Below are 24776 nucleotides of genomic sequence, written 5' to 3' on the forward strand. Positions count from 1 at the left end.
GCCCGGCGCGCAAAACCGCTATAATGCATTGTTTTTGAAGGAAAAGCCGAGACCAGCATGGCCCTGATGATTACCGACGAGTGCATCAACTGCGATGTGTGCGAGCCGGAGTGCCCGAACGACGCCATTTCGATGGGCGCTGAGATCTACGTGATCGACCCGGGCAAGTGCACCGAATGCGTCGGCCACTTCGACGAGCCGCAGTGCATTCAGGTGTGCCCCGTGGAGTGCATCCCGAAGAATCCGGAGCATCTCGAGTCGCCCGAGCAATTGATGCAGAAGTACCACGCGCTGGTCACGGCGAAAAACGACGCCTGAATCTCGCGATCCATCGCGCGCTTTCCCCGTTCGTTCCCCGCTTGTTCTTGCCACGCGGGTCGGCAAAAAAAACGCGCCTCGAAGGGCGCGTTTTTGTTTCCTGCCGGCTTTTCGCTATGGCTGCGATCTCAACCCACGATGCCCTTGAGCGCCGCGACGAGCGTGTCGCATTCGGCGTCCGTGCCGATCGAAATGCGCAGATGCTGGTTCACGCGCGGCGCGTTGAAATGGCGCACGAAAATCTCCTGCTCGCGCAACTTCGCCGAAATGGCCGCCGCGTCGTGCGCCGGATGCGTCGCGAACACGAAGTTGGCCGCGGAGGGCACGACGTTAAAGCCCACGGCCGCGAGCGCGGCCGTCAGCCGCTCGCGGCTCGCGATCACGCGCGCGCTCGTGCTGGCGAGCCAGTCGGCGTCCTCGTAGGCGGCCGTCGCGGCGGCTTGCGCCAGGCGGTCGAGCGGATACGAGTTGAAGCTGTCCTTCACGCGGTTGAGCGCGTCGATCAGGTCGGCGTGACCGAACGCGAAACCCACTCGCATGCCCGCGAGCGAGCGCGACTTCGAAGTCGTGTGCACCACGAGCAGATTCGGATAACGGTCGATCAGCGCGATCGCCGATTGCGCGCCGAAATCGACATAGGCCTCGTCGACGATCACCACCGAGTCCGGATTGCCCGCCACCAGGCGCTCGACTTCCGCGAGCGGGAGCGCATGGCCCGTGGGCGCGTTCGGGTTCGGGAAGATCACGCCGCCGTTCGGAGCGTTCGCCGCGAGGTAATCGTCGACACGAATCGCGAACTGCTCGTCGAGCGGCACCGTGCGGTATTCGACGTCGTAGAGACGCGCGTAGGTCGGATAGAAGCTGTAGGTGATGTCGGGGAAGAGAATGGGCTTCTCGTGCTTGAGCAGCGCCTGAAACGCGTGCGCGAGCACTTCGTCCGAACCGTTGCCGACGAACACCTGGTCCGCGCGAATGCCGTGGTGCGCGGCCACGGCGGCGCGCAGGCCCTTCGCGAGCGGGTCGGGATAGCGGCGCAGCGACTCGCCGTGCTCGCCGAGTTCCGCGCGAATCGCGTCGAGCACGCGCGGCGAGGGCGCGTACGGGTTCTCGTTGGTGTTGAGTTTGACCGGCTTCGCGAGCGCGGGCTGTTCGCCCGGCACATACGGCACCAGGCGGCGGACGATGTCACTCCAGAAACGACTCAAGACACTCTCCTCAAACGGGCTATTTGACGCGATTCGGCCCGGCGATCAATCGAACTCGTGGGCGCGATCGGACGCAATCAGGCGTTGCGATGCAGCAGCATCACGGCGCGTTCGGTTTCGCCTTTCACGAACGTCGGCATCACGGCGAGCGCGCGTTCGATCGACTGGTCGATCACGTCCTGCTCCTCGCGGCGCGGCGGCTTGAGCACGAAGTTCGCCACGTCGGGCTTGGCGCCGGCGCGTGCGCCTTCGGGAATCAGGTCGCGCGGATGGCCGATGCCGATACGCAGACGCCAGTATTGCTGCGTCGACAGATGCGCGGAAATGTCCTTCAGGCCGTTGTGGCCGCCGCTGCCGCCGCCGAGCTTGAACTTGACGCTGCCGGGCGGCAGGTCGAGTTCGTCGTGCGCGACGAGAATCTCGTCGGGCAGGATCTTGAAGAACGCCGCGACCGCGACGACCGACTGCCCCGAGCGATTCATATAGGTCTGCGGTTCGAGCAGATGCACTTCCTCGCCGTAGAGGCGCGCTTTCGCGTAGTGGCCGTGGAAGCGGCGCTCGTCGCGCAGCGTCGCGCCGGCTTCGCGCGCGAGCTGGTCCACGAGCCAGAAGCCCGCGTTGTGGCGCGTTGCCGTGTATTCGGCGCCCGGATTGCCGAGCCCGACGATCAACCTGATCATGGTGATATTCCGCCTGCGGATGAAACTGACCGAATCCGCAAGTGTACGAAAGAGTGGAACCGCGTGCGAAAAAAAACCCGCCGGGGCGAACCGCGGCGGGTCACGTCGACCGTTTCATGGAAACGGATCGAGAGGATCGGCTTGGCGGCGCTGCGAGGCGCCACCCAACGCCGCTGCGATTTACTCAGCAGCCGGCGTTTCTTCTTCGCCTTCAGCAGCCGACACGGCAGCAGCCGGGACAGCGGCCAGTGCGACGACCGGGTTTTCCTGTTCGACGTGTTGAACCAGCGTGACGCCGTTCGGCAGCTTGATGTCGCTCGCGTGCAGCGATTGACCAGCTTCGATCGCTGCGAGGTCGACTTCGAGGAATTCCGGCAGCGCGCCCGGCAGGCACACCACTTCGATTTCGTTGACGACGTGCGAGATGATCGCGCCGCCCAGCTTCACAGCCGGGTTGGTTTCCTGGTTCATGAAGTGCAGGGGCACCTTCGTGTGGATCTTCTTGCTCGGATCCACGCGCTGGAAGTCCACGTGCAGCACGAGCTGACGGAACGGGTGATATTGCACGTCGCGCAGCAGAACTTGCTGCGTCTTGCCTGCCACTTCGAGTTCGAGGATCGAAGCGTGGAAGGATTCCTTCTTCAGGGCGTGCCACAGCGCGTTGTGATCGACTTCGATCAGTTGCGGCTCGGCGCCAACACCGTACACGATGCCGGGCGTCTTGCCAGCATTGCGCAGGCGGCGGCTCGCACCCGTACCTTGCAGATTGCGCTCAAAAGCGACGACTTTCATGTGATTCTCCAATGCACTGCCCGCGACCAGGCAGTAAAACGGGGCCCGTATGACAGGCCCCCAGGTGATGCAGCGCGAACCATCGTCCGTTCGCGCCGATTACGTGCAAAGGCGCGGCATCCTCGCGAATGCCGCGCCTCGCGCGTCAATTCTTTTTAGCTTTCGGCGAACAGCGACATCACCGAGTCGCCGCGACGGATACGCGAGAACGTCTCGGCCAGCAGACCGGCGCTCGTGAGCGAGCGGATCTTGGGGCACGAGCGCGCTTCTTCGCCCAGCGGGATCGTGTCGGTGACAACGAGTTCGTCGAGTTCCGAGGCGGCGATACGCTCGCCCGCGCCACCCGAGAGAACCGGGTGCGTGGCGTAAGCGAACACCTTCTTCGCGCCGCGTTGCTTCAGCACTTGCGCTGCCTTGCAGAGCGTGCCGGCGGTGTCGACCATGTCGTCCATGATCACGCAGGTGCGGCCTTCGACTTCACCGATGATGTTCATCACCTCGGCGACGTTCGCCTTCGGGCGACGCTTGTCGATGATCGCGAGATCGCAGTTCAGTTGCTTGGCGAGCGCACGGGCGCGCACCACGCCGCCGACGTCCGGCGAAACGACCAGCAGGTTCTCGTGATTCTGCTTGCGCAGATCGCCGAGCAGCACGGGCGTTGCGTAGATGTTGTCGACGGGAATGTCGAAGAAGCCTTGAATCTGGTCGGCGTGCAGATCCATCGTGATGATCCGCTCGACGCCGGCGATTTCCAGCATGTTCGCCACGACCTTCGCCGAGATGGCCACACGCGCCGAACGCGGGCGGCGGTCCTGACGGGCATAGCCGAAGTAGGGGATGGCTGCGGTGATCCGGCCGGCGGAGGCGCGTTTGAGCGCATCGACCATGATCATCAGTTCCATCAGGTTGTCATTGGTCGGCGCGCAGGTCGACTGCAGGACGAAGACGTCCTTGCCGCGCACGTTTTCCTGGATTTCAACCTGGATTTCACCGTCGGAGAAGCGGCTAACCATAGCCTTGCCGAGGGGAATACCGAGGATCTTGACGACTTCCTGTGCAAGCGCGGGATTCGCGTTGCCAGTAAAAACCATCAGGCCGTCATGGCTGCTCATCATGCACCTGCTGCGGACTTGGGGGGGCGAGAGGAACTACTTTTGGCGAACTGCCTGGAATTTTTGGCAGGGGAGGAAGGACTCGAACCCTCGCATGCCGGAATCAAAATCCGGTGCCTTGACCAACTTGGCGACTCCCCTACACAACTTCGAGCCTGATTGATCGGCTAGGTCCGATCAACCCTGCAAAACTATGCCGCGAAAGTGAAGAGTGGATGTGTGTCCAGACTCGGGGTCACTGCGCTTCGCCAGCCGGGGTGTTCCGTGAGCAGTCTGGCGTGCGCCGATTCTGCTTCGGACCGACTGCCGAACGCTGCGAAAACACTAGCGCCCGATCCGGTCATCCGCGCGGGTGCGATGTCGTCAAACCATCTCAGCACCTGCGCTACTTCCGCGTATTTTCCTGCGACAACCGCTTGCATGTCGTTTTGACCGAAACTATCTGGCCAACCGTTTTGCGTTGCTTGCTGTGCAAGAAAGACTGCTATTGTGCAGGCCTTTGTGTCCCTTGTCAACGACTTTTCAGAGAAAATCGCGGCGGTAGGAACATGAACCTGCGGCGTCACCACCAAAAAATGACGCGGAGGCAATTGTACTGCCTCCAGCGCCTCTCCAACACCCTCGGCAAACGCATTTTTCCCGAACACGAAGAACGGGACGTCGGCGCCCAGCTTGAGGGCGAGGGCTTGCAATTCCGCGCGCGGCAGATGCAGTTTCCAGAGGCGATTGAGCGCGAGCAGCGTGGTGGCGGCATCCGAACTGCCGCCGCCGAGACCCGCGCCCATCGGCAGACGTTTTTCGATGTCGATCTCGACGCCTTCCCGCGTGCCCGTATGCGCCTTGAGCAACTGGGCCGCGCGCACGGTGAGATCGTGCTCGGCGGGCACGCCTTCCACTTCGGTCGCGCGCGTGACGCGGCCGTCGTCACGACGCGTGAAATGCAGCGTGTCGCCCCAGTCGAGCAACTGGAACACGGTCTGCAGATCGTGATAGCCGTCGGGGCGGCGGCCCGTGATGTGCAGGAAAAGATTGAGTTTCGCGGGCGCGAGACAGTCGCGCAGCGAGTCCGGGGTTTCGATCATGATGCGGTTGAGGCGGGCCGGCGCGCGCGGGGCGCGCGTCACGGCCGTGAAGTCGGGAAAGCGGTGAAACGGCGGCGTTGAAATCGCGGCATTGAAACATGCCGATACAGCGAGCTTACTGGTCGATCACGAGCTTGATCGTGAGCGGCGGGTTGTCGCGCGAAAGATTCACGCGCTTCACGCCCGTTGCCGGTGCGTCGGCATAAGCCACGTAGTCGATCGTCCAGCCGTCTTGCTCGATGCGCGACAGGCGCTGCGGATTTTGCGGATCGGGCGTCGTGCGTGCGCGCGACGTGGGCGCCGCCGAAGGTTGCAGCCAGTAACGCAGCCCTTCCACCGGCAGCGCGAAACCGAGCGCCTGCTGCATCAGCGTGCTGACGTTGTCGGCGGTGAGCGGCTGGCGATTCGGCAACTCGAGCGTGGCCTGCGAAGGCGACGAGGTCACGATCGCCAGCGACGACCCGAGCGGATTGAGCAGGTTCAGCGTGACGGTCGCACCGTTCTCGCGCCAGTCGAAATTGCCGTACGCGTTGCGCTGCTGGCCGTTCTGGTCGACGTACTGCACCGCGAAGCGGCCATGCCACGCGCGATTCGTCTGCGTGGTGAGCGAGGTGGTCGCGTTGGCCGTGGACGGCTGATGCGGCGGCTGGGTGGCACAGCCCGCGAGCGCGAGCAGCGCGGCGGCGGCCGCGCCGAGGGTCGAGCGGCGCGCCGCCGTGAGAGCGTTGGGGAACAGGTCGGCCATCAGAGATCGTTGATCTGGAAGCGCTGGAGCGTCTTCAGAAGCGTGTCGTTGTCGGGTTCGAGCTTGCGGGCTTCGCGCCAGGCTTCGCGCGCGCCGTTCTGGTCGCCGTTTTTCCACAGGACTTCGCCGAGATGGGCGCCGATTTCGGCGTTCGGCTGCATCGTGTAGGCCTTGCGCAGCAGCTTGATGGCGTCGGTGTTGTCGCCCATGCGGTACTTGACCCAGCCCACGCTGTCCATGATGAACGCGTCGTCGGGCGCGAGCGCCGAAGCTTTCTCGACCAGCTTGTCCGCCTCTTGCAGGCGCTGGCCGCGGTCGGCGAGCGAGTAGCCGAGCGCGTTGTACGCCTGCGGATTGTCGGGCTGCGTCTTGATGAGCTTGCGCAGCTGCGCTTCCATGACTTCGTAGTGGCCGTTCTTTTCGGCGGCCATCGCGTAGTCGTAGGTGAGGTCGGGATCGTCCGGGAAGTCGGCGGTCGCTTTCGCGAGACGGCCTTCGGCGTCGGTGTAGCGCTTCGCGTCGAACAGGATCGCGGCGTCGGTGCGCGCGATCAGCGCCTGGTCGCGCGGATCGTCGGTCTGGATGGCCGCGAGCTGGCGGCGCGCGTCGTCGGTCTTGCCTTCCTTGTCCAGAATCTGCGCGCGCGTGATCTGGGCGGGCACGTATTGCTGGCTGTTCGGCTGGATCTTGTCGAGCCACTTCTGCGCGCCCGCGTCGTCTTTTTGCTCGACGGCGAGTTGCGCCAGATAGATGTAAGCCTGCCCCGCGTCGGCGGTCGGGCTCTTCTCCGCGACCTGCGCGTATTGCGTCAAATACTTCTGCGCGACGTCGAACTTCTTTTCCTGCACGTTGATGAGCGCGAGCGCCATGAGCGGCATGAGGTCGTTCGCGTTGTCCTTGTGCAGGATCTCGAACTGCTTCTGCGCGTCGTCGAGGCGGTTCGCCGCGAGATAGGTTTGCGCGAGCGCGAGCCGGCCTTCGCGCGACTTCGGATTCTGCTGCACGTACTTTTCGATCGACGCGATGCCTTCGTTGCGCTCTTCCGTGCCCATTTGCGCGAGCATGAGCGCGGCGGGCAGGTAGTCGGGCTTGAGCGCGAGCGCCTGCTCGAACGACTTGCGCGCACCGGGCACGTCGTCGGCGAGCAGTTGCTGACGGCCGACGGCGAGTTGCGCTTCCGGACGGTTCATGTCGTCCTTGAGCAGCGTCTTGAGCACGTTCAGGCCGCCCACGCGGTTCGGGCCGCGCGAGATCAGCAGTTGCAGCGAGAGGATGGCCTGGCCGCGGCTGTCCGCGGGCACGCGCGCGAGTTCACGCGCGAGCAGCGGCTGGGCGTCGTCGGGCTTGCCGGCGAGCACGAGCAGCGAGGCGTCGAGCTGCGCGGCACGCTCCGAATCCGGCGCGTACTGTTGCCAGAGCTGCACGGCCGTGAGCGCGTCGGTCGGGCTTTGCGCCGCGAGCGCGATCTCGGTCGCACGCTGCGCCATGCGCGGGTCGTGCGTGTCGCGCGCGAGCGCGAGATAAGTCTGGAACGCGGGCGCGGGTTGATTGCGCTGCAACGCAACCTCCGCCGCGAGCACCTGGAAGACGACCTGGCTCGACAGCGCGACGCCCGGCAGATCCTTCTTCTCGTCCGGCGAGGCAGGCCCGAACGCGTCCGGCATGGTCACGGAAGTGTCGTCCGTGTCCGGGGACGGATCCTGTGCGTAGGCGCCCGGCGAGGTCAAGGCCCAGGCCGCGAGCACGGCCGCGCCAACCAGGCGGCGTGCGAAAGAGGCGGGCAGGCGCGGCGTGGTGAGACGCGTGGCGAACAGCTTCACGAAAGACAGTTCCATGGAATTCCGTCGAATGTTTCGGTCGATTGTAACGCGCTGGCTACAATACGCGCACAACGCGCACATCCTGATTACGCAAGTTGCAGACCATCTCCTTTCATCATCGCGCCAGCCTGTAAGCCATGCCAGAGTTGCCAGAAGTCGAGGTTACCCGAAGGGGAATCGAACCGTGGGTCGCCGGGCGCCGCGTCGAGCGCGTGGAGGTGCGCAATCCCGCACTGCGCTGGCCCGTACCGGCCACGCTCGCGCGCTCGCTACGCGGTCGCACGATCCGCTCGGTCGGGCGGCGCGGCAAATATCTGCTGTTCGAAGTCGACGAAGGCTGGTTCATCGTCCATCTCGGCATGACGGGCACGCTACGCGTGCTGCGCAATCTGCCCAAGCCGCCCGCCGCCGAAAAGCACGATCACGTCGACTGGCTGTTCGACGACTTCACGCTGCGCTACCGCGATCCGCGCCGCTTCGGCGCCGTGCTCTGGCATCCGCGCGAGGCCGGCGACGTGCTCGGCCATCCGCTGCTCGCGAGTCTCGGCATCGAGCCGTTCACGCCCGCCTTCGACGGCGCGCTGCTGTTTCGCGAGACACGCGGCCGCAAGGTCGCGGTGAAGCAGGCGCTGCTCGCGGGCGATATCGTGGTGGGTGTCGGCAATATCTACGCGTCTGAGAGTCTCTTTCGCGCGGGTATCCGGCCGACCACGCCGGCGGGCCGCGTCTCGCTCGCGCGTTACGAACTGCTTGCGGACGCCGTGCGCGCCGTGCTCGCCTCGGCCATCGAAAAGGGCGGCAGCACGTTGCGCGACTTCGTCGGCAGCAACGGCGAGAGCGGCTATTTCCAGCTCGAATACTTCGTCTACGACCGCGCGGGCCAACCTTGCCGCGTGTGCGGCACGCCGATCAAGCAGATCGTGCAGGGCCAGCGGTCCACTTATTTTTGTCCGCGCTGCCAGCGCTGACTCGCCTCGCATTCATGTACAAAACGTCTTCCCCCAAGGTCCAACTGCCCGCCGGTACCTATCCCGCCGGTTTGCTCGCGAGCTTCGCGCCGCGCCTGATCGCATGGCAGCGCGAGCACGGCCGCCACGACCTGCCGTGGCAGAACACGCGCGACCCGTATCGCATCTGGCTCTCGGAAATCATGCTCCAGCAGACCCAGGTCTCGACCGTGATCCCGTACTACGCGCGCTTTCTCGAACGCTTTCCCACGGTCGAGGCGCTCGCCGCCGCGCCCAGCGACGACGTCATGGCGCTCTGGGCCGGCCTCGGCTACTACACGCGCGCGCGCAATCTGCATCGCTGCGCGCAGGTGGTGACGGACGAGCACGGCGGCCAGTTTCCGTCGACGGGCGAGGCGCTCGCCGAATTGCCCGGCATCGGCCGCTCGACCGGCGCGGCGATCGCCTCGTTCGCGTTCGGCGCGCGCGAGACGATCCTGGACGGCAACGTGAAGCGCGTGCTCGCCCGCGTGTTCGGCGTGGAAGGATTTCCGGGCGAAAAGCGCGTGGAGAACGCGATGTGGACGCTCGCCGAATCCATCGTGCCGGGCGCGGCCGCGAGCGACGCCGAGGTGAGCGCCTACACGCAAGGGCTGATGGATCTGGGCGCGACGCTGTGCGGACGCGGCAAGCCCGACTGCGCGCGCTGCCCGTTTGCGGCCGATTGCGTGGCGAACGCCACGGGGCGCCAGCGCGAATTGCCGGCCGCGCGCCCGAAAAAGGTCGTGCCGCAACGGCGCACGTGGATGCTCGTGCTGATGGACGGCGACGCGGTGATGCTGGAGAAACGCCCGCCTTCGGGCATTTGGGGCGGCCTGTGGAGCCTGCCCGAAGCCGCCGACGAAGCCGCGCTCGCCGAGCGCGCGCAGGCGTATGGCGCCAGCGATGCCGCCGCGAAAGGCATTCCGCTGATGCCGCTCACGCACACCTTCACGCACTTCAAGCTCGACATCGAACCGCGTCTGGTGGAAGTGATGCGCGACGCCGCCGCGCTGGAGGCGAACGACGGCGCCTTCGCGTGGGTGCCGCTCGCGCAGATCGACGCGTACGGCGTGCCCGCGCCCGTGCGCAAGCTGCTCGACGGCTTGCGCGGCCCGCTGCTCTAACGCGCGCGCGGGCGCATCACAGCAACTGATGCTGCTGCATGTAGTGATGCACGACGTCGATGCGCTCGCCGGCGTCGTCGAGTTCCATGAGCTTCTGGCGCGCGCGCAGCGCGATCGGCAGCACTTCGGCGAGACGGTTGGAGACCCACGTAGGATCGTCGAAACGGTACGGCTCCGCGAACGGCAAACCGGTGGGGTCGCGCTCGCTGATGGTGGCGATGATGCGTTCGAGCACTTCCGAGCAGGCGCCGAAGCGCGCTTGCCGTTCGCCGCCCTCGAGCGGGATGTCTTCGGGCAGCACTTCCGCCATGCCCACCAGCAGACCGTTGTTTTCCGCGCGATGCGAGAGCAGCCGGAAACGCTTCGTGCCGTGCGCGCGAATGTGCAGCATGCCGACGGTTTCGACGTCGCATGCCTCGATCGTGGCGAGACAGCCGATGGCTTCGGGCACCGAGGGTTCGTCGGGCAGGGCGACTTCGGCGCCGCTTTTGAGCAGGCACACGCCGAACGGCGTGCGCTCGCGCAAACACGCGCTCGCCATGTCCAGATAACGCGCTTCGAAGATCTTGAGCGGCAGCAGGCCGCCGGGAAACAGCACCGTATGCAGCGGGAACAGCGGCAAATCGGCAAGCACGGCAGGAGACGGAGACATGGCGCAACGCTTCGGTTAAAGGCCGCGCGACACGCAGCCGGTTAGGCGATCAGGCGCGCCGCTTCGCCCACGTCGAGCGGCGCATCGCGGTGACGCACGATCACGTTCGACTCGCCCGCGAAGCGCGTGGCGAGCGTCTGGGCGATGTACACCGAACGGTGCTGGCCACCCGTGCAACCGATGGCGACCGTGAGGTAGCTGCGGTTGTCGGCGCGAAAATGCGGCAGCCATTTGGCGACGAACGCGTAGACATCGTCGATCATTTCGTGGACGGCCGGTTGCGCGGTGAGAAAGTCGATCACGGGCTGATCGAGCCCGGTGAGCGGACGCAGACGGGCGTCGTAATGCGGATTGGGCAGCGTGCGCACGTCGAACACGAAGTCCGCGTCGAGCGGCACGCCGCGCTTGAAACCGAACGATTCGAACGTGAGCATGAGCGAACCGCGCTCGCGTTCGACGAACACCTTGACCCAGGCGCGCAGCGCGTTCGCGCTCAGATTGCTGGTGTCGATCTGATGGCCGAACTCGGCGAGATTCGAGACGAGTTCGCGCTCGTGCTCGATGGCCTCTTCGATCGACTTCATCATGCCGACGTTCGCGGCGTGCGCGGCGGAACCCGAAAGCGGATGGCGGCGGCGCGTTTCCGAAAAGCGCTGGATGAGCGACTGCGTGCTCGCGTTGAGAAACAGCACGCGCACGTCGTGCCGTTGCGAGAGGTCGCGGATCATCTCCGGCATGTCGTCGAACGAGGCGCTCGAACGCGCGTCGATAGCAACCGCGAGGCGTTCGTAACCGTCGTCGGAGAGATATTGCGCGAGTTGCGGCAAAAAGCGCGGCGGCAGGTTGTCGACACAGAAATAGCCGACGTCTTCGAGCGCGTTCAGCGCCACTGACTTGCCGGAACCCGAGATGCCGGTGATCAGGATGATACGCATGGGAAATAGGATGACTCCGATGGGGTCATCATAGCATCCGATTTGCGCGACCGTACTCGCCAGCCGGCCGCGCCACCTGCGTCTCAGCCGCGCGGGCCGTGGCTCGCGCGGGTGGCTAAGGTCAGATCAGCTTGCCGGGAAACTGGCTGTCGGGGTCCTGCATGGCGAGGCGCTGGCGGTCCATGAAGTCGCGCAACGTGTCGATGCCGCGCAGTTGCAGGATCGTGTTGCGCACGGCCGCTTCGACCAGCACGGCGAGGTTGCGGCCCGCGGCCACCTGGATCGTCACCTTGCTGATCGGCAGGCCGAGCACGTCCACCGTCTGGCTTTCGAGCGGCAGGCGCTGGAACTCGCCGTCGGGGCGGCGCACCAGTTGCACGATAAGCTTGAGCTTCATCTTCCGACGCACGGCCGTTTCACCAAAGATCGTCTTGATGTCGAGCAAACCCAGGCCGCGCACTTCGAGCAGGTTTTGCAGCAGCGGCGGGCAACGGCCTTCCACGAAATCGGGGCCGAGGCGCACGAAGTCCACGGCGTCGTCGGCCACGAGACCGTGGCCGCGGCTGATCAGTTCGAGACCGAGTTCGCTCTTGCCGAGACCCGAGTCGCCCGTGAGCAGCACGCCCATGCCGAGAATGTCGAGAAACACGCCGTGCAGCGTCGCGCGCGGCGCGAGGATGCGCGACATGTAGAGGCGCAGGCTGTCGATGACCGTGGCCGCCGACATGGGCGTGGTGAAGAGCGGCGTGGAGGAGCGCGTGCAGCGAAGCACGAGTTCGGGCGGCGCGGTCATGCCGTCGGCGACCACGAGGAACGGCGGTTCCAGCGCGATCAATTCGGCCATGTGGCGCGAACGGTCTTCGTCGGTCTGGCGCTGGTAGTAATGGATTTCGGCGTCGCCGAGCACCTGGATGCGGTTCGGGTGGATCAGGTTCAAGTGGCCGACGAGGTCGGCGCTCGCCGTGGCTGTGGCCACCGTCTCCGTCGAAAAACCGCGCTCCCAGCCCTCGTGCCCCGTCAGCCAGCTCAGCTTGAGCGTGGTGGCGTTGTCGTCGAAGATGCTTTGGGCGTTGATGCTGGAAGTGTCCATGAGTCGGTGACTCCGCGAGATGACTCGCTCAACTGGCTAAGGCGAAAGAAGGGCAAACGTGAGGCGGGCGGGAAGACCGGGGCGGGAAGCGCGCCGGGCGGCGCCTTGCAAACCGGCCTCACAAGCGGGTTAACGACGCTGAAAGCCGGATGGTGCACCGGGTTTATCCCGGCTCGCGCGTGCCGTCAAGGTTGCCATTGCGTGAGCAGGCGATGCAACGTTTCGCGGTCTTCTTCCGTGTGAAGGCGCTCACGCGTCTCGCGATCCGATAGCAACTGGGCAATTTCGGACAGAATTTCGAGATGCTGCTGCGTGGCCTGTTCGGGCACGAGCAGGAAGATGAGCAGCGAGACGGGCTGACCGTCGGGCGCCTCGAACGCGATGGGTTCGGCGAGACGCACGAACGCGGCGAGCGGCTGCTTCAGGCCCTTGATGCGGCCGTGCGGGATCGCGACGCCTTCGCCGAGGCCCGTGGAGCCGAGGCGCTCGCGCGCGAAAAGATTGTCGGTAACGGTGCTGCGAGCGATGCCGTTCTGGTTTTCGAAGATCAGGCCAGCCTGCTCGAAGACGCGTTTCTTGCTGGTAACGGACAGGCCGACGACGACGTTCTCGATGGGAAGTATTTTGGCTAAACGATTCATGTTGGCAGGCGAAAACGTGGCCTGAATGCTCCTCACCTCGACAATGGCTGCATATGCCGCGCCCGCTGCGCGGGCCGTCATGGCAAACAAGTGGATCTGGCGACGAAGCCCGGTGCCGGGACCGCAGGGAATTCGATTGTGTCAGAAAACCCCGAAAACGACTGGACCATTATAGAACAAGCGTACGCGCCGATGGTGCGATGCGCCATGCATCAGCGCAACCTGGACTGCCGGGTTGCACCTCGTAGCACGTATGTGCAACCGTCCCCGTAAAAATCAAGAATGTAAAAAAGCGGGGCAGAAAAGCGCCCATGAAAAAGCCGCCCCGTTTGGGCGGCCAGGTGCTTGGGCACGGTATTGCTCATGCTCGAAGCGGCGAGGGTCGGAGGGTGAGCGTTCAGCTCCGGCTCGCGTCCCTCGTCATTGCATGGATCGCTCGCGCCTTACTGCGGCGGGATCTCGATGCCGGGCACCGGTACGGGCTGGTGCTTGATCGCCTCGTGGGCATGACCCTGCAGACGATCCTTGTGGCGCACGACCTGGCGATCGAGCTTGTCGACCACGAGATCGATGGCGGCATACATGTCGCCATTGCAGCTTTCCACGAAGATGTCCTTGCCTTTCAGATGAAGGTTCACTTCCACCTTCTGTCTCTTGTCCTTTTCCTTGATGTTGTCGACCGAGAGGACCACATTGCCATCGATGACCTGATCGAAATGCCTTAGCACCCTGTCCAGTTTGGTGATCACATATTCTCGCAACGCTGGCGTTACTTCGAGATGGTGTCCACTGATCTTCAGATTCATAGTGCTTCTCCAGGCTGATGGCCGCGTGACGCGTGAAGCGCGGCAATGCCGGTCGACTGACTGCCTGTGCGCGGCTCCCCGAAAGGCCTGCGACTACGGGCTAGCGCGGCCGGCCATTTCCGCCAACGGGCGTAGCGGCCGGAAAGTGCCCATTCCGTAAAAGCCGGAACAGGCTAAAGAGACTTGCGCAAGTTGACGGCTGGAATCTTCAGCGCTTCACGGTACTTGGCGACGGTACGTCGCGCCACGACGAAGCCCTGTTCTGCCAGCAATTCAGCAATGCGGCTGTCCGAAAGAGGAGATTTGGGGTTTTCGGCTCCTATCAGTTGCTTGATGAGCGCACGTATCGCGGTGGACGATGCCGCGCCTCCCGTATCGGTCGACACATGCGAACCGAAGAAGTATTTGAACTCAAGCGTCCCGAATGGCGTGAGCATATATTTGCCCGTTGTCACACGCGAGACAGTTGATTCGTGTAGGCCCAGCGTATCAGCAATCTCCCTCAAAACCAAGGGGCGCATGGCGATTTCGCCGTGCACGAAAAAGTTCTTCTGACGCTCGACGATAGCCTGCGCGACCCGCAGGATCGTCTCGAAGCGCTGCTGGATGTTCTTGATCAGCCAGCGCGCTTCCTGCAACTGCTGGCGCAGCGAGCCGCTGCCCGGATCGCCGCGGTTGTTGCGCAGGATGTTCGCGTACAGATGGTTGATGCGCAGCTTCGGTACCACTTCGGGGTTGAGCTCCGCGTGCCAGTTCTGCCCCGTTTTTTTGACCATGATGTCGGGCACCACGTAGTCGGCTTCCGCCTTGCCGTATGCCGCGCCGGGGAAGGGCTCGAGCGAGCGGATCAGCATGTGCGCGTCGCGGAGTTCGTCGTCGCCGGTCTTCAGTTGCTTGCGCAGGCGCGTGAAGTCGCGCGCGGCCAGCAGTTCGAGGTGATTCGCGACGATCTCCAGCGCGAGCGTGCGCGTAGCCGTCGACGTCATGCGCAGCAATTGCAGCTTCAGGCATTCGGACGCCGAGCGCGCGCCCACGCCCGCCGGGTCGAAGCTGTGCAGCAGCGCGAGCGCCGCGTTGAGTTCGTCGCCGTCGACTTCCAGCTCTGCGGGAATATCGGCAAGAATTTCCTCGCACGTGGCGCTCAGGTAACCGTCTTCGTCGAGCGACTCGATGAGGAAGGTGATGAGCGCGCGATCGCGCAGGCTCGCGTTGGTTTCGCGCAGCTGCGCCATCAGGTGATCGCGCAGCGTGGTGGTCGATTCGTGGATCTGCAGCGGCGGCAGGTCGTCGTCGTCGGAGGCGTTGCCGGAGCGGCCGTAGTCGTCGAGGTTCCACTGGCTCGAATCGCCGTTGGTGTCGCCCGACATGCCGTCGTATTCGTCGACGCCGCGCGGCTCGCGTTCGCTGTCGTCGCTGCCGTTGGAGGCGCTCGACGTGCTCGCGCCTTGCATGGGCTCCGCGCCCGAAGACGCGGGCGGCTGGGCGATGAGCGAGCCGTCGGCGGCCACGCGCAGGGGGCTGGCGATCCAGTCGTCTTCGTTCTCGAGCAAGGGATTCTGCGCGATCGCCGTGGCGACCTCCTGTTGCAGTTCGAGCGTCGACAACTGCAGCAGCCGGATGGACTGTTGCAGTTGGGGAGTCAGCGCAAGATGCTGCGAGAGGCGGAGTTGGAGGCTGGCTTTCATGGCGATGTGCGAATCATTGTAAAGAGTTTGCCACGTACGCGGTACCCGCGGTACTAAACCGCTTGCACGCCGGCGCAGCCATGCCGCACCCTCGAATTTGGTGCGCAAACACGGGGCCGCGCACACCGGAGCGTGCGCGGTCGATCCCGCAGACTTCCTGAAAAAAGCGCTGAAAAAAAGCGGAAAAAAAGACAGAAAAATCAGACAGCACGACGCGACGCAGGCGCCGGTCCGCGCCGCGAGTCGCCGGGGGAAAACGGTACGGATCGCCGCCTTTCGTCGAGGCGCGGCGAGCACGCCGTGAGCAGCGACGAAAGCCCATGCAGCCCGCTAGCGGGGTTGCCCGAGGCGAGCGCGGCGCGAGGCGCATGCCGCACGCTCGATCGCGTCACGCGTTGCCGCGCCAGCGTCGCGCGAAAGCACGCGACTCGCCAGGCGCTTAAGACAAAGCCGGAAGGTTGGAACAGCATGCGGGCGCGAGGCCTGCAAATGCAGGCGCGCCCGCCTGCGCGGCATTACATGCGGAAATGCTCGCCGAGATAGACGCGACGCACGCTTTCGTTCTCGATGATGTCGCCGGGCGCGCCGGCCGCGAGCACGGTGCCGTCGCTGATGATGTACGCGTGATCGCAGATGCCGAGCGTCTCGCGCACGTTGTGGTCGGTGATCAGCACGCCGATGTTGCGCTGCTTCAGGAACTTCACGATCTTCTGGATTTCGAGCACGGCGATCGGGTCCACGCCCGCGAACGGCTCGTCCAGCAGGATGAAGCTCGGATCGGTCGCGAGCGCGCGCGCGATTTCCACGCGCCGGCGTTCGCCGCCCGAGAGCGAGAGCGCCGGATTGTCGCGCAGATGCGCGATCTGCAGCTCTTCGAGCAGCGCCTCGGCGCGTTGCGTGATGACGTCTTTCGAAAGCCGCTTGCCGTTGCCGTCCACCTGGAGTTCGAGCACCGCGCGGATGTTTTCCTCGACGGTGAGCTTGCGGAACACCGAAGCTTCCTGCGGCAGGTACGACAGACCCAGCGCGGCGCGCTTGTGGATCGGCAACAGGCTGATGGACTGGCCGTCGAGGTCGATCTCGCCCGCGTCGAGCGGCACGAGGCCCACGATCATGTAGAACGAGGTGGTCTTGCCCGCGCCGTTCGGCCCGAGCAGGCCGACGACTTCGCCGCTCTTCACGTCGAGCGAGACGTCCTTGACGACCGTGCGCGAGCCGTAGCGCTTCTTCAGATTGCGCACGACGAGCGAGCTGGTCTTGCCGGCAAGCTGGCGGCCCTGGCTTTGGATGGCGGTCACGGTATTCACTGTTGCGGCGTTCCCTGCAGCGAGTTCGACGGAACGAGCGGCGCCGAAGCGCCGGTGAGCGGCTGCGCGCCGCCGTTGCGCGGCGACAGCGTCGCGCGCACCCGGCCGCCGGGGTTGCCCGGACCGGCGACGTCCTTGCCCGACTTCGCGGTGTAGAAGTCGTTCTGCCCGTCATAGGTGATGACGCTGCCGTGGACCGTGTCCATCAGCGTCGAGAGGCCTTGCAGGCGGCGCACCGTCGCGTTCGTGGTGAGCGTGGTGAGATCCTGCTTGCCGTCGTAGTCGATGCGCTCCGCCGTGCCGTCGACGTATTCGTTCAGGCCTTCGCGTTTCTGGCGGAAATAGGCGAGCTTGTCGCCGGTGCTGCCCGCCGGCACCGTGCCCACGGCGTACTGGTAGCCCTGCGGATCTTGCGTGACGACGAGGCGGTCGGCCTTGATGAGGATCGTGCCCTTCGTCGCGACCACGTGGCCGATAAAGACGGTCTGCTGCTTCAGATCGTCGTACGTCATATTGTCCGCTTCGATATTGAGCGGTTTGTCCTTGTCCGCGCGTTCGGCGTGCGCCGCGGGCGCGAACGCGCCGAGCGACAGCGCGGCGGCGAGCGCAGCGAAAGCCGCGCGCACGGCGCCGCCGGAGCGGCTGACGCGTCCGGCGTGCGCCGTGCGCAGGCTGCCGGACTCAGGACGGGGAAGCGATTCGTTCATGCAATCGTGCCTTGCGTGGACGGCCCGGCCGTTCAGGACGAGCCGCCGGAGTCAGCCGGGGCGATCGCGCCACGGACGTTGCCGTAGAGCTGGATGACCCGGGTGACGTTGTTGTAGTTCATGCCGTTGGTGGCCGTCATGACCGACAGGCCGCGACGAAGTTTAACCGGCTTTTCGGTCAGGATCACATCGTCGTTCACGAGCACCCGGAAATGCTCCGAATCGGCCTGCATTTCCGGGTCGCCGGCGCCGGCCGCGCGCAGGATGCGGGCGTTGTCGTACAGATTGACGATGGAGGCGTCGCCGTTGACGGTGCCGCGCAGTCCCGTGGCGGTCACGATCGGCTTGCCGGGCTGGAAAGCGCGTACGGCCGGATTCGTGAGGTCGCTGTTTTCGTCGTCCTCGTAATGCACCATGTGCGAGGCCGTGAGCCGGTACTGCGTCGCGCCCGACTGGTCGAGCTCGGACACCGAAAAATTATCGGCGAAATAATCGGGCGTATGCGTGAGCGCGCGCGGCGCCGCCTCGTGTTCGCGCGGCTGCACCGCTTGCAGCAGCCACCACGTGAAGCCGGCAAGCGCCGCCACGCAGATCAGCGGGACGAGCGAAACGAGGCGGAACTTCGGGTTCATCGCGCTTGTGCCTCGTGCGCCTCGTGCGGCGACTGCGGGGAACAGGCGGCCGCGAGCAGCGCGTCGTACTGGTTCTGCGCGCGCAGGATCAGGTCGGTGACTTCACGCACGGCGCCGTGGCCGCCCGTTTTGTCCGATACCCAATGGGCGCGCGAGAGCACGTCCGGGTGCGCGTTCGCCGGCGCGGCCGCGAAGCCGCACTGGAGCATGACCGCGAGGTCGGGCCAGTCGTCGCCCATGTAGCCGCATTGCCCGGCCGCGAGACCGGTCTGTTGCAGCAGTTCGGCGAACGCCACGCGCTTGTCTTCCACGCCTTGCCACAAGTGCGTGATGCGCAGTTCCTTCGCGCGCACCGCGACGATCTCGGACTTGCGGCCCGTGATGATGGCCGTGTCGATGCCGGCTTCGCGCAGGAGCTTCGCGCCGTGGCCGTCGAGCGAGTTGAAGCCCTTCATGGTGTCGCCTTGACCCGTGAAGAGCAGACCGCCGTCGGTGAGTACGCCGTCGACGTCGAAGATCATCAGTCGCACGCGCGCCGCGCGCGCCGTTGCGTCGGGTGGGAGAGCCATCAGATCACCTTCTTCGAAAAGAGGTCGTGCATGTTGAGTGCGCCGATCAGCGTGCCTTCGGTATCGACGACCAGCATTTGATTGATGCGGTGACGCTCCATCAGTTCCACGGCTTCCACCGCGAGCTGGTCCGGACCGATCGTGCGCGGGTTTTTCGTCATGACCTGCGAGAGCGGCAGTTCGCGGAAGTCGCCCACGCGTTCGAGCACGCGGCGCAGGTCGCCGTCGGTGAAGATGCCTTCCACACGCCCCGCCTCGCCCACCACGGCCGTCATGCCCATGCGCTTGGCCGTGAGTTGGAACAGCGCGTCGCGCACCGTCACGTCGCTCGTGACCTTCGGCACTTCGTCGCCGGTGCGCATGACGTCGCGCACGTAGGTGAGCAGGCGCCGGCCGAGCGCGCCGCCCGGATGCGAGCGGGCGAAGTCGTCGGCGCCGAAGCCGCGCGCGTCGAGCACCGCGACCGCGAGCGCGTCGGAGAGCGCGAGCGCCGCCGTGGTGCTGGCGGTGGGCGCGAGATTGAGCGGGCAGGCTTCTTTTTCGACGCCGGCGTCCAGATGGAAGTCCGAGAGCTTGCCGAGCGTGGAGTGCGGGCGGTTGCCCGTGATGCCGATGAGTTTCGCGCCGATGCGCTTGACGAGCGGCAGGATCGCGACGAGTTCTTCCGATTCGCCGGAATTCGACAGGCCGATGAAGATGTCGTCTTCGGTGACCATGCCGAGGTCGCCGTGGCTTGCTTCGGCGGGATGCACGAAGAATGCGGGCGTACCCGTGGAAGCCAGCGTGGCGGCGAATTTGCGGGCAATGTGACCCGATTTGCCGATGCCGGAAACCACCACGCGCCCGCGACAACCCAGGATGAGGTCGACCGCGCCGACGAAGTTGTCGTCGAGCCGGTCGCGAAGACCGCGCACGGCGTCGGCTTCGATGTCGAGCACGTCGCGAGCGAGCTTCAGCGCCCGGTCGCCATTGATTTTCGCTATCATTCGCGGAGTATAGCAAAGGCGTCTGCGCGCCGCGCCGACGCCCCAGCGCGTCGGCCTCGTGCGCGCGCCGCGCGGCGCGCCTCGCCGCGCATCCCGAGCGGACTTCGTCAGCACCGGCCAGCGGGCCGCCTGGCGGTGCTCCGCAGCCCTTTCCCTGGAACCGGCTTTGCGCCGATCATGGACCCCGGACCGGGGCAACCCGGCGCGGGTGGTCATCGAGTATCGCAAGTCATTGCGATTCAAGGCCGTCGATTCAAGGCCGATGATTCGAGGCCGTCGATTCGAGGCCGATGATTCAGGACCGATTGAAAATCCGGTCCCAAAGCCGCTTCAACACCGATTAACCGCACCGACCCGCTTTAAAACGCACGATAAACGCACGACTCGACGCCCGATTCAAAACCGCCCGAACGCAGTAGCCGCCGCCGCAACCCCGACGCAGACGAAAGAGGACGCTTCACACGATGATTTCTCCGCTGGAAATGACGCTGTTCCTGTTGCTCGCCTCGGTGGTCGGCGTCGTGCTGTTCCGTTATCTGAACCTGCCGCCCATGCTCGGCTATCTCTCGGTCGGCATTCTGGTCGGGCCGCGGGCGTTCGGCATCGTGCCGAACACGGACGGCGCGCAGAATCTCGCCGAGTTCGGCGTCGTGTTCCTGATGTTCTCGATCGGCCTGGAGTTTTCGCTCTCCAAGCTGCGCAGCATGCGGCGCGCGGTGTTCGGGCTCGGGCTCTCGCAGGTGCTCGGCACCATTCTGGTCGCGCTCGCGCTCGGTCTCGCGCTGGCGCCGTGGGTGCACATCACGTGGCAGGCCTGCGTGGCGCTCGGCGGCGCGCTCGCGATGTCGTCCACGGCCATCGTCAGCAAGATGCTTTCCGAGCGGCTCGAGATCGAGTCGGAGCACGGCCGCAACATTCTGGGCGTGCTGCTGTTCCAGGATCTGGCCGTGGTGCCGCTGCTCATCGTGATCGCGGCGTTCGGCGGTTCGTCGAAGTCGCTGTTCGAATCGCTCGGCATGGCGGCGATCAAGATCGTGCTCGCGCTCGGCATTCTGCTGTTCGTCGGCCAGAAGTTCATGACGCGCTGGTTCAACGTGGTCGCGCGGCGCCGCTCGCAGGAGCTGTTCGTGCTGAACGTGCTGCTCGTCACGCTGGGCGCGGCGTTCATCACCGATAAATTCGGCCTTTCGCTCGCGCTGGGCGCGTTCATCGCGGGCATGTTGATCGCCGAAACACCGTACAAGCACCAGGTGGAAGAGGACATCAAGCCGTTTCGCGACGTGCTGCTCGGCCTGTTCTTCATCACCACGGGCATGCTGCTCAATCCGCTCGTGATCTGGCAGCACCCGTTCATGGTGGCGGCGTTCTTCCTCGGGCCGGTCGTGCTCAAGGCCGTACTGATCACGGCGCTCACGCGGCTCTTCGGCGCCTCGCCGGGCGTGGCGATGCGCACGGGCCTCGGTCTCGCGCAGGCGGGCGAATTCGGCTTCGTGCTGCTGAACCTCATTCTCGACAAGCATCTCGTCGATCCCACGCTGCTCCAGGCCATTCTGGCGGCGATGCTGCTCTCCATGCTGGCCGCGCCGTTCCTCATCCAGAACGCCGATCGCATCGTGCTGCGGCTGTCGTCGACGGAATGGATGCAACAGTCGCTGATGATGACGCGCATCGCCACGCAGAGCCTCAAGCAGAGCGGCCACGTGATCGTCTGCGGCTATGGCCGCGCGGGGCAGAATCTGGCGCGCATGCTGGAAAACGAAGGCCTCTCGTACGTCGCGCTCGACCTCGACCCGGACCGCGTGGCGGCGGCCGCGGCGGCCGGCGAATCGGTGGTGTTCGGCGACGCGGCGCGGCGCGAGTCGCTGGTCGCGGCGGGCATTCACCGCGCGGCCGCGGTGGCGATCACCTATGCGAACACGCAGTCGGCGTTTCGCGTGCTGCATCACATCCACGAACTCGAGCCCACGCTGCCGACGATCGTGCGCACGGTGGACGACGCCGATCTCGAGCGCCTGCTGGCGGCGGGCGCGACCGAGGTGATCCCGGAGATCGTCGAGGGCAGCCTGATGCTGGCGTCGCACATGCTCGTGCTGATGGGCGTGCCGATGCGGCGCGTGGTGCGCCGCGTGGAAGAGCTGCGCGACGAGCGTTACAGCCTGCTGCGCGGCTACTTCCACGGCACCGACGATGCCGGCGAGGACGGTCACGAGCAGGTGCGGCTACAATCCGTACCGGTCGACTCCCGCGCCGACGCGGTGGGCCGCACGCTCGCGGAACTCGGTCTGTACGAGCTGGGCGTGGAAGTCACGGCGATCCGCCGGCACGGCATTCGCGGCGTGGAGCCCGACCCGTCGACCAAGCTGCGCGAAGCCGACATCGTCGTGATTCGCGGTCTGCCCGAGCAATTGGCGCAGGCCGAGGAGCGGCTGTCGCGGCATCGCCGCCAGGGCGCGGGCGCCGCGGCGGCCTGAATCCCGCGGCGGGAATCCCCCGGCGTGAAGCTTGCGGCGTGAAGCTTGCGGCGAAATACGCGGCCCAATATGCGGCCAAATACGCGGCGCCAACTCGCGGCTTAACATTCGCGTCGTAAATCGCGGCTTGAATGGGGCGTGGGGCGCGCCGTGAGACGCGTGGCGAATCCCGCCCCGTTTTACGCATCATTTTCATCCATACAGTTAGTCAGAGCCCCCGGAGAAACCATGTCCCACGCACCCGCGAACCCGAGCGCCGATCCCGCGCAGTTCGTGCACAGCCTCATTCGCACGGTGCCCGACTGGCCGCAGCCGGGCGTGCAGTTTCGCGACATCACGCCGCTCATCGGTCATCCGAAGGGTTTGCGCGTGCTGATCGACCTGTTCGTGGAGCGTTATGTCGATGCCAGGCTCGACTACGTCGCGGGCCTCGACGCGCGCGGTTTCATCATCGGGCCGATCGTGGCCTACGAACTGAACGTGGGCTTCATCCCGATCCGCAAGATCGGCAAGCTGCCGTACAAGACGGTCGCGGAGACCTACAAGCTCGAATACGGCGAATCGACCGTGGAGATTCACGAGGACGCGTGCGGCAAGGGCGACCGCGTGGTGATCGTCGACGACCTGATCGCCACGGGCGGCACGATGATGGCGGGCAAGTTGCTGCTCGAACGCCTCGGCGCGACGGTGGTGGAAGGCGCGGCGATCATCGACCTGCCCGACCTGGGCGGCTCGAAGATGCTCGACGAAGCGGGTCTCCCGCTCTTCACCGTGACCACGTTCGGCGGCCATTGAGCGCACGCCGCGCGTCCACGCATCACGTCAACGCATCGAGCCACCGCAGCGATCATCAACAAGCCATGCCGAATTTCGCGCTTTTCCTCGCCACCTCCATCGCGATCACGTTCGCGCCCGGCCCCGACAATCTTCAGGTGCTCGCGCGCGGCATCTCGCAGGGCCGCGCCGCGGGCCTCGTCGCCGCGCTCGGCTTTGCCGCGGGCGTGACGTTCCACACCATGCTCGCCGCGCTCGGCGTGGCGGCGGTGCTGCGCTCCTCGCCGGTCGCGTTCCAGATTCTCAAGCTCGCGGGCGCCGCCTACCTGATCTGGATCGGCGTGAAGGCGCTGCGCAGCCAGGGGCTCGCCGCGGCGGGCGACCGGCCGCGTCAGCCGCTGTCGGCGATCTTTCGCCAGAGCGTGCTCGGCAACGTCATGAATCCGAAGGTCACGCTGTTCTTCGTGGTGTTCCTGCCGCAGTTCATCGACACGACCGGCGCGCGCGGCGCGCAGCCCGTCACGTTGCAAATGCTGGAACTGGGCCTCGTGTTCATGGCTCAGACGCTCGTCGTATTCTCGATTTTCGGGCTCTGCGCGGGCGCGATCGGCGGCTGGTTGAAGCGCCGGCCGCGCGCGGGCGTGTGGCTCGACCGCCTGGCTGGACTGACTTTCATCGCAATCGGCATTCGCGTCGCGTTGCGCGATTAATTCGCGCGCAGTGAAACCTCACCGGGATTTCACCGAGCGGCGTCACCAGGAGCCATCCACGATGACTTTGCCCTGCATCATTGCCGCGCGCCGCTTCGACGCGAGCGCGCACCTGCCGTTTCATTTCGGCGACGAACGCGTTGGCTGGATCCGCGAGGACGATGTCGCGCTGCTCGCGCGCTGGCCCGACGTGTTCGAGATCGACGGCGACGCCGGCAGCGCGCGCGTCTCGCTCGCGAGCGAGTTCGACACCGTGACGGCGCGCAGCGCGGCGCTCGCCTCGGTGATCGGCGCGCTGGCCGCCGAAGGCCGCATTCCGGGCTGGCGCAACGAAACCTACGCGATCCGCAACGCCTTCGCTGCACCGCCGCTCGCCTACATCGAGCGCGCCGCCTCGCGCTTCTTCGGCACGATGACGTACGCGGTGCACGTGAACGGCGTCGTAGAATATGGCGATTCCGGCGCGCCGCAACTGTGGATCGCGCGGCGCAGCGGCACCAAGGCCACCGACCCGGGCATGCTCGACAACGTGGTCGCGGGCGGCATCGGCTGGGGCTTCGGCGTCGAGGCCACGCTCGTGAAGGAATGCTGGGAAGAGGCGGGCATTGCCGCCGATCTCGCGCGCACGGCGCGCGCGGGCCGCACGGCGCACGTGTTGCAGTCGCTGCCCGAAGGCACCCAGGCCGAGCAGATCTTCATCTACGATCTCGCGTTGCCCGCCGACTTCGTGCCGCTCAATCAGGACGGCGAAGTGGGCGAGCACCGCCTCGCGCGCATCGACGAAACGGCGCGCTGGATCGAGGAAGGCGCGATGACGGTGGACGCGAGCCTCGCGACGCTCGACTGCCTGCTGCGCCGCCAATGGATCGACGAAGACGCGTGCGAAGGCATTGCCGCGATCTTCGAACCACCGACGCTGTGAAAGGGCGTTTTCACCAAACCCT

Annotated in this window: 25 protein-coding genes and 1 tRNA gene; 7 read left to right on the top strand and 19 right to left on the bottom strand. The window is 65.5% G+C overall.

Features of this window, described 5'->3' with window-relative positions:
• Positions 1-57: 57 nt before the first annotated feature.
• A complete protein-coding gene (locus tag FAZ98_RS01390; protein ID WP_158948070.1) occupies positions 58-318 on the top strand; it encodes a YfhL family 4Fe-4S dicluster ferredoxin in 261 nt (86 codons plus the stop codon).
• Positions 319-446: 128 nt separating this feature from the next.
• On the opposite strand, the gene hisC is transcribed toward FAZ98_RS01390, so the two are convergent.
• From hisC to FAZ98_RS01430, 8 genes are all read right to left on the bottom strand, one after another.
• Positions 447-1523, bottom strand: a complete 1077-nt coding sequence (gene hisC / locus FAZ98_RS01395) for a histidinol-phosphate transaminase (RefSeq protein ID WP_158948072.1) — start codon at positions 1521-1523, stop codon at positions 447-449.
• Between the two features lie 77 nt (positions 1524-1600).
• Positions 1601-2203 (bottom strand): aminoacyl-tRNA hydrolase, encoded by a 603-nt coding sequence (gene pth / locus FAZ98_RS01400; RefSeq protein ID WP_158948074.1) that lies wholly within the window; start codon positions 2201-2203, stop codon positions 1601-1603.
• Positions 2204-2383: 180 nt separating this feature from the next.
• Complete coding sequence (locus FAZ98_RS01405) at positions 2384-2995, bottom strand: 50S ribosomal protein L25/general stress protein Ctc (RefSeq protein WP_158948076.1); 612 nt, start codon at positions 2993-2995, stop codon at positions 2384-2386.
• 155 nt (positions 2996-3150) lie between these two features.
• Positions 3151-4107 (bottom strand): ribose-phosphate pyrophosphokinase, encoded by a 957-nt coding sequence (locus tag FAZ98_RS01410; protein WP_158951822.1) that lies wholly within the window; start codon positions 4105-4107, stop codon positions 3151-3153.
• A gap of 64 nt (positions 4108-4171) precedes the next feature.
• Positions 4172-4248 (bottom strand) — tRNA-Gln (locus FAZ98_RS01415).
• A gap of 50 nt (positions 4249-4298) precedes the next feature.
• Entirely contained in the window at positions 4299-5189 is an 891-nt protein-coding gene (ispE, locus tag FAZ98_RS01420) for a 4-(cytidine 5'-diphospho)-2-C-methyl-D-erythritol kinase (RefSeq protein ID WP_158948078.1), read from the bottom strand.
• 115 nt (positions 5190-5304) lie between these two features.
• Positions 5305-5934, bottom strand: coding sequence for a lipoprotein insertase outer membrane protein LolB (lolB, locus tag FAZ98_RS01425; protein ID WP_158948080.1), 630 nt, complete (start codon positions 5932-5934; stop codon positions 5305-5307).
• Positions 5934-7769 (bottom strand): tetratricopeptide repeat protein, encoded by a 1836-nt coding sequence (locus FAZ98_RS01430; protein ID WP_158948082.1) that lies wholly within the window; start codon positions 7767-7769, stop codon positions 5934-5936. The genes lolB and FAZ98_RS01430 overlap by 1 nt, the downstream gene beginning before the upstream one ends.
• Positions 7770-7891: 122 nt before the next feature.
• Between FAZ98_RS01430 and mutM the strand changes: the two genes are divergently transcribed.
• Both mutM and mutY read left to right on the top strand, forming a co-directional pair.
• Positions 7892-8722, top strand: coding sequence for a bifunctional DNA-formamidopyrimidine glycosylase/DNA-(apurinic or apyrimidinic site) lyase (gene mutM, locus FAZ98_RS01435; protein WP_158948084.1), 831 nt, complete (start codon positions 7892-7894; stop codon positions 8720-8722).
• Between the two features lie 14 nt (positions 8723-8736).
• Complete coding sequence (gene mutY, locus FAZ98_RS01440) at positions 8737-9867, top strand: A/G-specific adenine glycosylase (protein WP_158948085.1); 1131 nt, start codon at positions 8737-8739, stop codon at positions 9865-9867.
• Positions 9868-9883: 16 nt separating this feature from the next.
• On the opposite strand, the gene FAZ98_RS01445 is transcribed toward mutY, so the two are convergent.
• The 11 genes from FAZ98_RS01445 to kdsD all read right to left on the bottom strand — a co-directional run bounded on the left by FAZ98_RS01445 (position 9884) and on the right by kdsD (position 19877).
• Positions 9884-10519, bottom strand: a complete 636-nt coding sequence (locus FAZ98_RS01445; protein ID WP_158948087.1) for an LON peptidase substrate-binding domain-containing protein — start codon at positions 10517-10519, stop codon at positions 9884-9886.
• Positions 10520-10560: 41 nt separating this feature from the next.
• Positions 10561-11454 carry an RNase adapter RapZ gene (gene rapZ / locus FAZ98_RS01450; protein ID WP_158948089.1) on the bottom strand — a complete coding sequence of 298 codons (894 nt, stop codon included), beginning with the start codon at positions 11452-11454 and terminating at the stop codon, positions 10561-10563.
• Between the two features lie 121 nt (positions 11455-11575).
• On the bottom strand, positions 11576-12544 hold the full coding sequence (gene hprK / locus FAZ98_RS01455; RefSeq protein WP_028201859.1) for an HPr(Ser) kinase/phosphatase: 969 nt from the start codon (positions 12542-12544) through the stop codon (positions 11576-11578).
• 185 nt (positions 12545-12729) lie between these two features.
• Positions 12730-13266: a PTS IIA-like nitrogen regulatory protein PtsN gene (gene ptsN, locus FAZ98_RS01460; RefSeq protein ID WP_407672021.1), complete on the bottom strand. Its 537-nt coding sequence runs from the start codon at positions 13264-13266 to the stop codon at positions 12730-12732.
• A gap of 362 nt (positions 13267-13628) precedes the next feature.
• On the bottom strand, positions 13629-13991 hold the full coding sequence (gene hpf / locus FAZ98_RS01465) for a ribosome hibernation-promoting factor, HPF/YfiA family (protein ID WP_158948091.1): 363 nt from the start codon (positions 13989-13991) through the stop codon (positions 13629-13631).
• 173 nt (positions 13992-14164) lie between these two features.
• A complete protein-coding gene (locus tag FAZ98_RS01470; protein ID WP_158951823.1) occupies positions 14165-15676 on the bottom strand; it encodes an RNA polymerase factor sigma-54 in 1512 nt (503 codons plus the stop codon).
• A gap of 515 nt (positions 15677-16191) precedes the next feature.
• Complete coding sequence (gene lptB / locus FAZ98_RS01475) at positions 16192-16965, bottom strand: LPS export ABC transporter ATP-binding protein (protein WP_407672069.1); 774 nt, start codon at positions 16963-16965, stop codon at positions 16192-16194.
• A 14-nt stretch (positions 16966-16979) separates the two neighbouring features.
• Positions 16980-17690 carry a lipopolysaccharide transport periplasmic protein LptA gene (gene lptA / locus FAZ98_RS01480; protein WP_158948095.1) on the bottom strand — a complete coding sequence of 237 codons (711 nt, stop codon included), beginning with the start codon at positions 17688-17690 and terminating at the stop codon, positions 16980-16982.
• Positions 17691-17722: 32 nt separating this feature from the next.
• Positions 17723-18322: an LPS export ABC transporter periplasmic protein LptC gene (gene lptC / locus FAZ98_RS01485; RefSeq protein ID WP_158948097.1), complete on the bottom strand. Its 600-nt coding sequence runs from the start codon at positions 18320-18322 to the stop codon at positions 17723-17725.
• Positions 18319-18891, bottom strand: coding sequence for a KdsC family phosphatase (locus FAZ98_RS01490; protein WP_158948099.1), 573 nt, complete (start codon positions 18889-18891; stop codon positions 18319-18321). Before FAZ98_RS01490 ends, lptC begins: the two co-directional genes overlap by 4 nt.
• The gene (gene kdsD / locus FAZ98_RS01495; protein ID WP_158948101.1) at positions 18891-19877 is read right to left on the bottom strand and encodes an arabinose 5-phosphate isomerase KdsD; all 987 of its coding nucleotides are present in this window, start codon (positions 19875-19877) and stop codon (positions 18891-18893) included. The genes FAZ98_RS01490 and kdsD overlap by 1 nt, the downstream gene beginning before the upstream one ends.
• 464 nt (positions 19878-20341) lie before the next feature.
• Between kdsD and FAZ98_RS01500 the strand changes: the two genes are divergently transcribed.
• The 4 genes from FAZ98_RS01500 (at position 20342) to FAZ98_RS01515 (ending at position 24754) form a co-directional block, all read left to right on the top strand.
• Positions 20342-22348 carry a cation:proton antiporter domain-containing protein gene (locus FAZ98_RS01500; protein WP_158948103.1) on the top strand — a complete coding sequence of 669 codons (2007 nt, stop codon included), beginning with the start codon at positions 20342-20344 and terminating at the stop codon, positions 22346-22348.
• 228 nt (positions 22349-22576) lie between these two features.
• Positions 22577-23143, top strand: coding sequence for an adenine phosphoribosyltransferase (locus FAZ98_RS01505; protein ID WP_158948105.1), 567 nt, complete (start codon positions 22577-22579; stop codon positions 23141-23143).
• Positions 23144-23208: 65 nt separating this feature from the next.
• Entirely contained in the window at positions 23209-23832 is a 624-nt protein-coding gene (locus FAZ98_RS01510; RefSeq protein WP_158951824.1) for a LysE family translocator, read from the top strand.
• 61 nt (positions 23833-23893) lie between these two features.
• Positions 23894-24754, top strand: a complete 861-nt coding sequence (locus FAZ98_RS01515) for an NUDIX hydrolase (protein WP_158948107.1) — start codon at positions 23894-23896, stop codon at positions 24752-24754.
• Positions 24755-24776: the final 22 nt, after the last annotated feature.

The sequence above is a fragment of the Paraburkholderia acidisoli genome (assembly GCF_009789675.1).
Lineage (GTDB): Bacteria > Pseudomonadota > Gammaproteobacteria > Burkholderiales > Burkholderiaceae > Paraburkholderia > Paraburkholderia acidisoli.

Bases quoted from the DNA above. Each gene is read 5' to 3' on its own strand.
- FAZ98_RS01410 (WP_158951822.1), bottom strand. From the start codon at position 4,107: ATGAGCAGCCATGACGGCCTGATGGTTTTTACTGGCAACGCGAATCCC.
- mutY (WP_158948085.1), top strand. From the start codon at position 8,737: ATGTACAAAACGTCTTCCCCCAAGGTCCAACTGCCCGCCGGTACCTAT.
- mutM (WP_158948084.1), top strand. From the start codon at position 7,892: ATGCCAGAGTTGCCAGAAGTCGAGGTTACCCGAAGGGGAATCGAACCG.
- kdsD (WP_158948101.1), bottom strand. From the start codon at position 19,877: ATGATAGCGAAAATCAATGGCGACCGGGCGCTGAAGCTCGCTCGCGAC.
- FAZ98_RS01500 (WP_158948103.1), top strand. From the start codon at position 20,342: ATGATTTCTCCGCTGGAAATGACGCTGTTCCTGTTGCTCGCCTCGGTG.
- lptA (WP_158948095.1), bottom strand. From the start codon at position 17,690: ATGAACGAATCGCTTCCCCGTCCTGAGTCCGGCAGCCTGCGCACGGCG.
- FAZ98_RS01505 (WP_158948105.1), top strand. From the start codon at position 22,577: ATGTCCCACGCACCCGCGAACCCGAGCGCCGATCCCGCGCAGTTCGTG.
- FAZ98_RS01470 (WP_158951823.1), bottom strand. From the start codon at position 15,676: ATGAAAGCCAGCCTCCAACTCCGCCTCTCGCAGCATCTTGCGCTGACT.
- lptC (WP_158948097.1), bottom strand. From the start codon at position 18,322: ATGAACCCGAAGTTCCGCCTCGTTTCGCTCGTCCCGCTGATCTGCGTG.
- FAZ98_RS01405 (WP_158948076.1), bottom strand. From the start codon at position 2,995: ATGAAAGTCGTCGCTTTTGAGCGCAATCTGCAAGGTACGGGTGCGAGC.
- FAZ98_RS01490 (WP_158948099.1), bottom strand. From the start codon at position 18,891: ATGGCTCTCCCACCCGACGCAACGGCGCGCGCGGCGCGCGTGCGACTG.
- FAZ98_RS01445 (WP_158948087.1), bottom strand. From the start codon at position 10,519: ATGTCTCCGTCTCCTGCCGTGCTTGCCGATTTGCCGCTGTTCCCGCTG.
- FAZ98_RS01390 (WP_158948070.1), top strand. From the start codon at position 58: ATGGCCCTGATGATTACCGACGAGTGCATCAACTGCGATGTGTGCGAG.
- FAZ98_RS01430 (WP_158948082.1), bottom strand. From the start codon at position 7,769: ATGGAACTGTCTTTCGTGAAGCTGTTCGCCACGCGTCTCACCACGCCG.
- hprK (WP_028201859.1), bottom strand. From the start codon at position 12,544: ATGGACACTTCCAGCATCAACGCCCAAAGCATCTTCGACGACAACGCC.
- FAZ98_RS01510 (WP_158951824.1), top strand. From the start codon at position 23,209: ATGCCGAATTTCGCGCTTTTCCTCGCCACCTCCATCGCGATCACGTTC.
- rapZ (WP_158948089.1), bottom strand. From the start codon at position 11,454: ATGCGTATCATCCTGATCACCGGCATCTCGGGTTCCGGCAAGTCAGTG.
- ptsN (WP_407672021.1), bottom strand. From the start codon at position 13,266: ATGACGGCCCGCGCAGCGGGCGCGGCATATGCAGCCATTGTCGAGGTG.
- pth (WP_158948074.1), bottom strand. From the start codon at position 2,203: ATGATCAGGTTGATCGTCGGGCTCGGCAATCCGGGCGCCGAATACACG.
- lolB (WP_158948080.1), bottom strand. From the start codon at position 5,934: ATGGCCGACCTGTTCCCCAACGCTCTCACGGCGGCGCGCCGCTCGACC.
- ispE (WP_158948078.1), bottom strand. From the start codon at position 5,189: ATGATCGAAACCCCGGACTCGCTGCGCGACTGTCTCGCGCCCGCGAAA.
- FAZ98_RS01515 (WP_158948107.1), top strand. From the start codon at position 23,894: ATGACTTTGCCCTGCATCATTGCCGCGCGCCGCTTCGACGCGAGCGCG.
- hpf (WP_158948091.1), bottom strand. From the start codon at position 13,991: ATGAATCTGAAGATCAGTGGACACCATCTCGAAGTAACGCCAGCGTTG.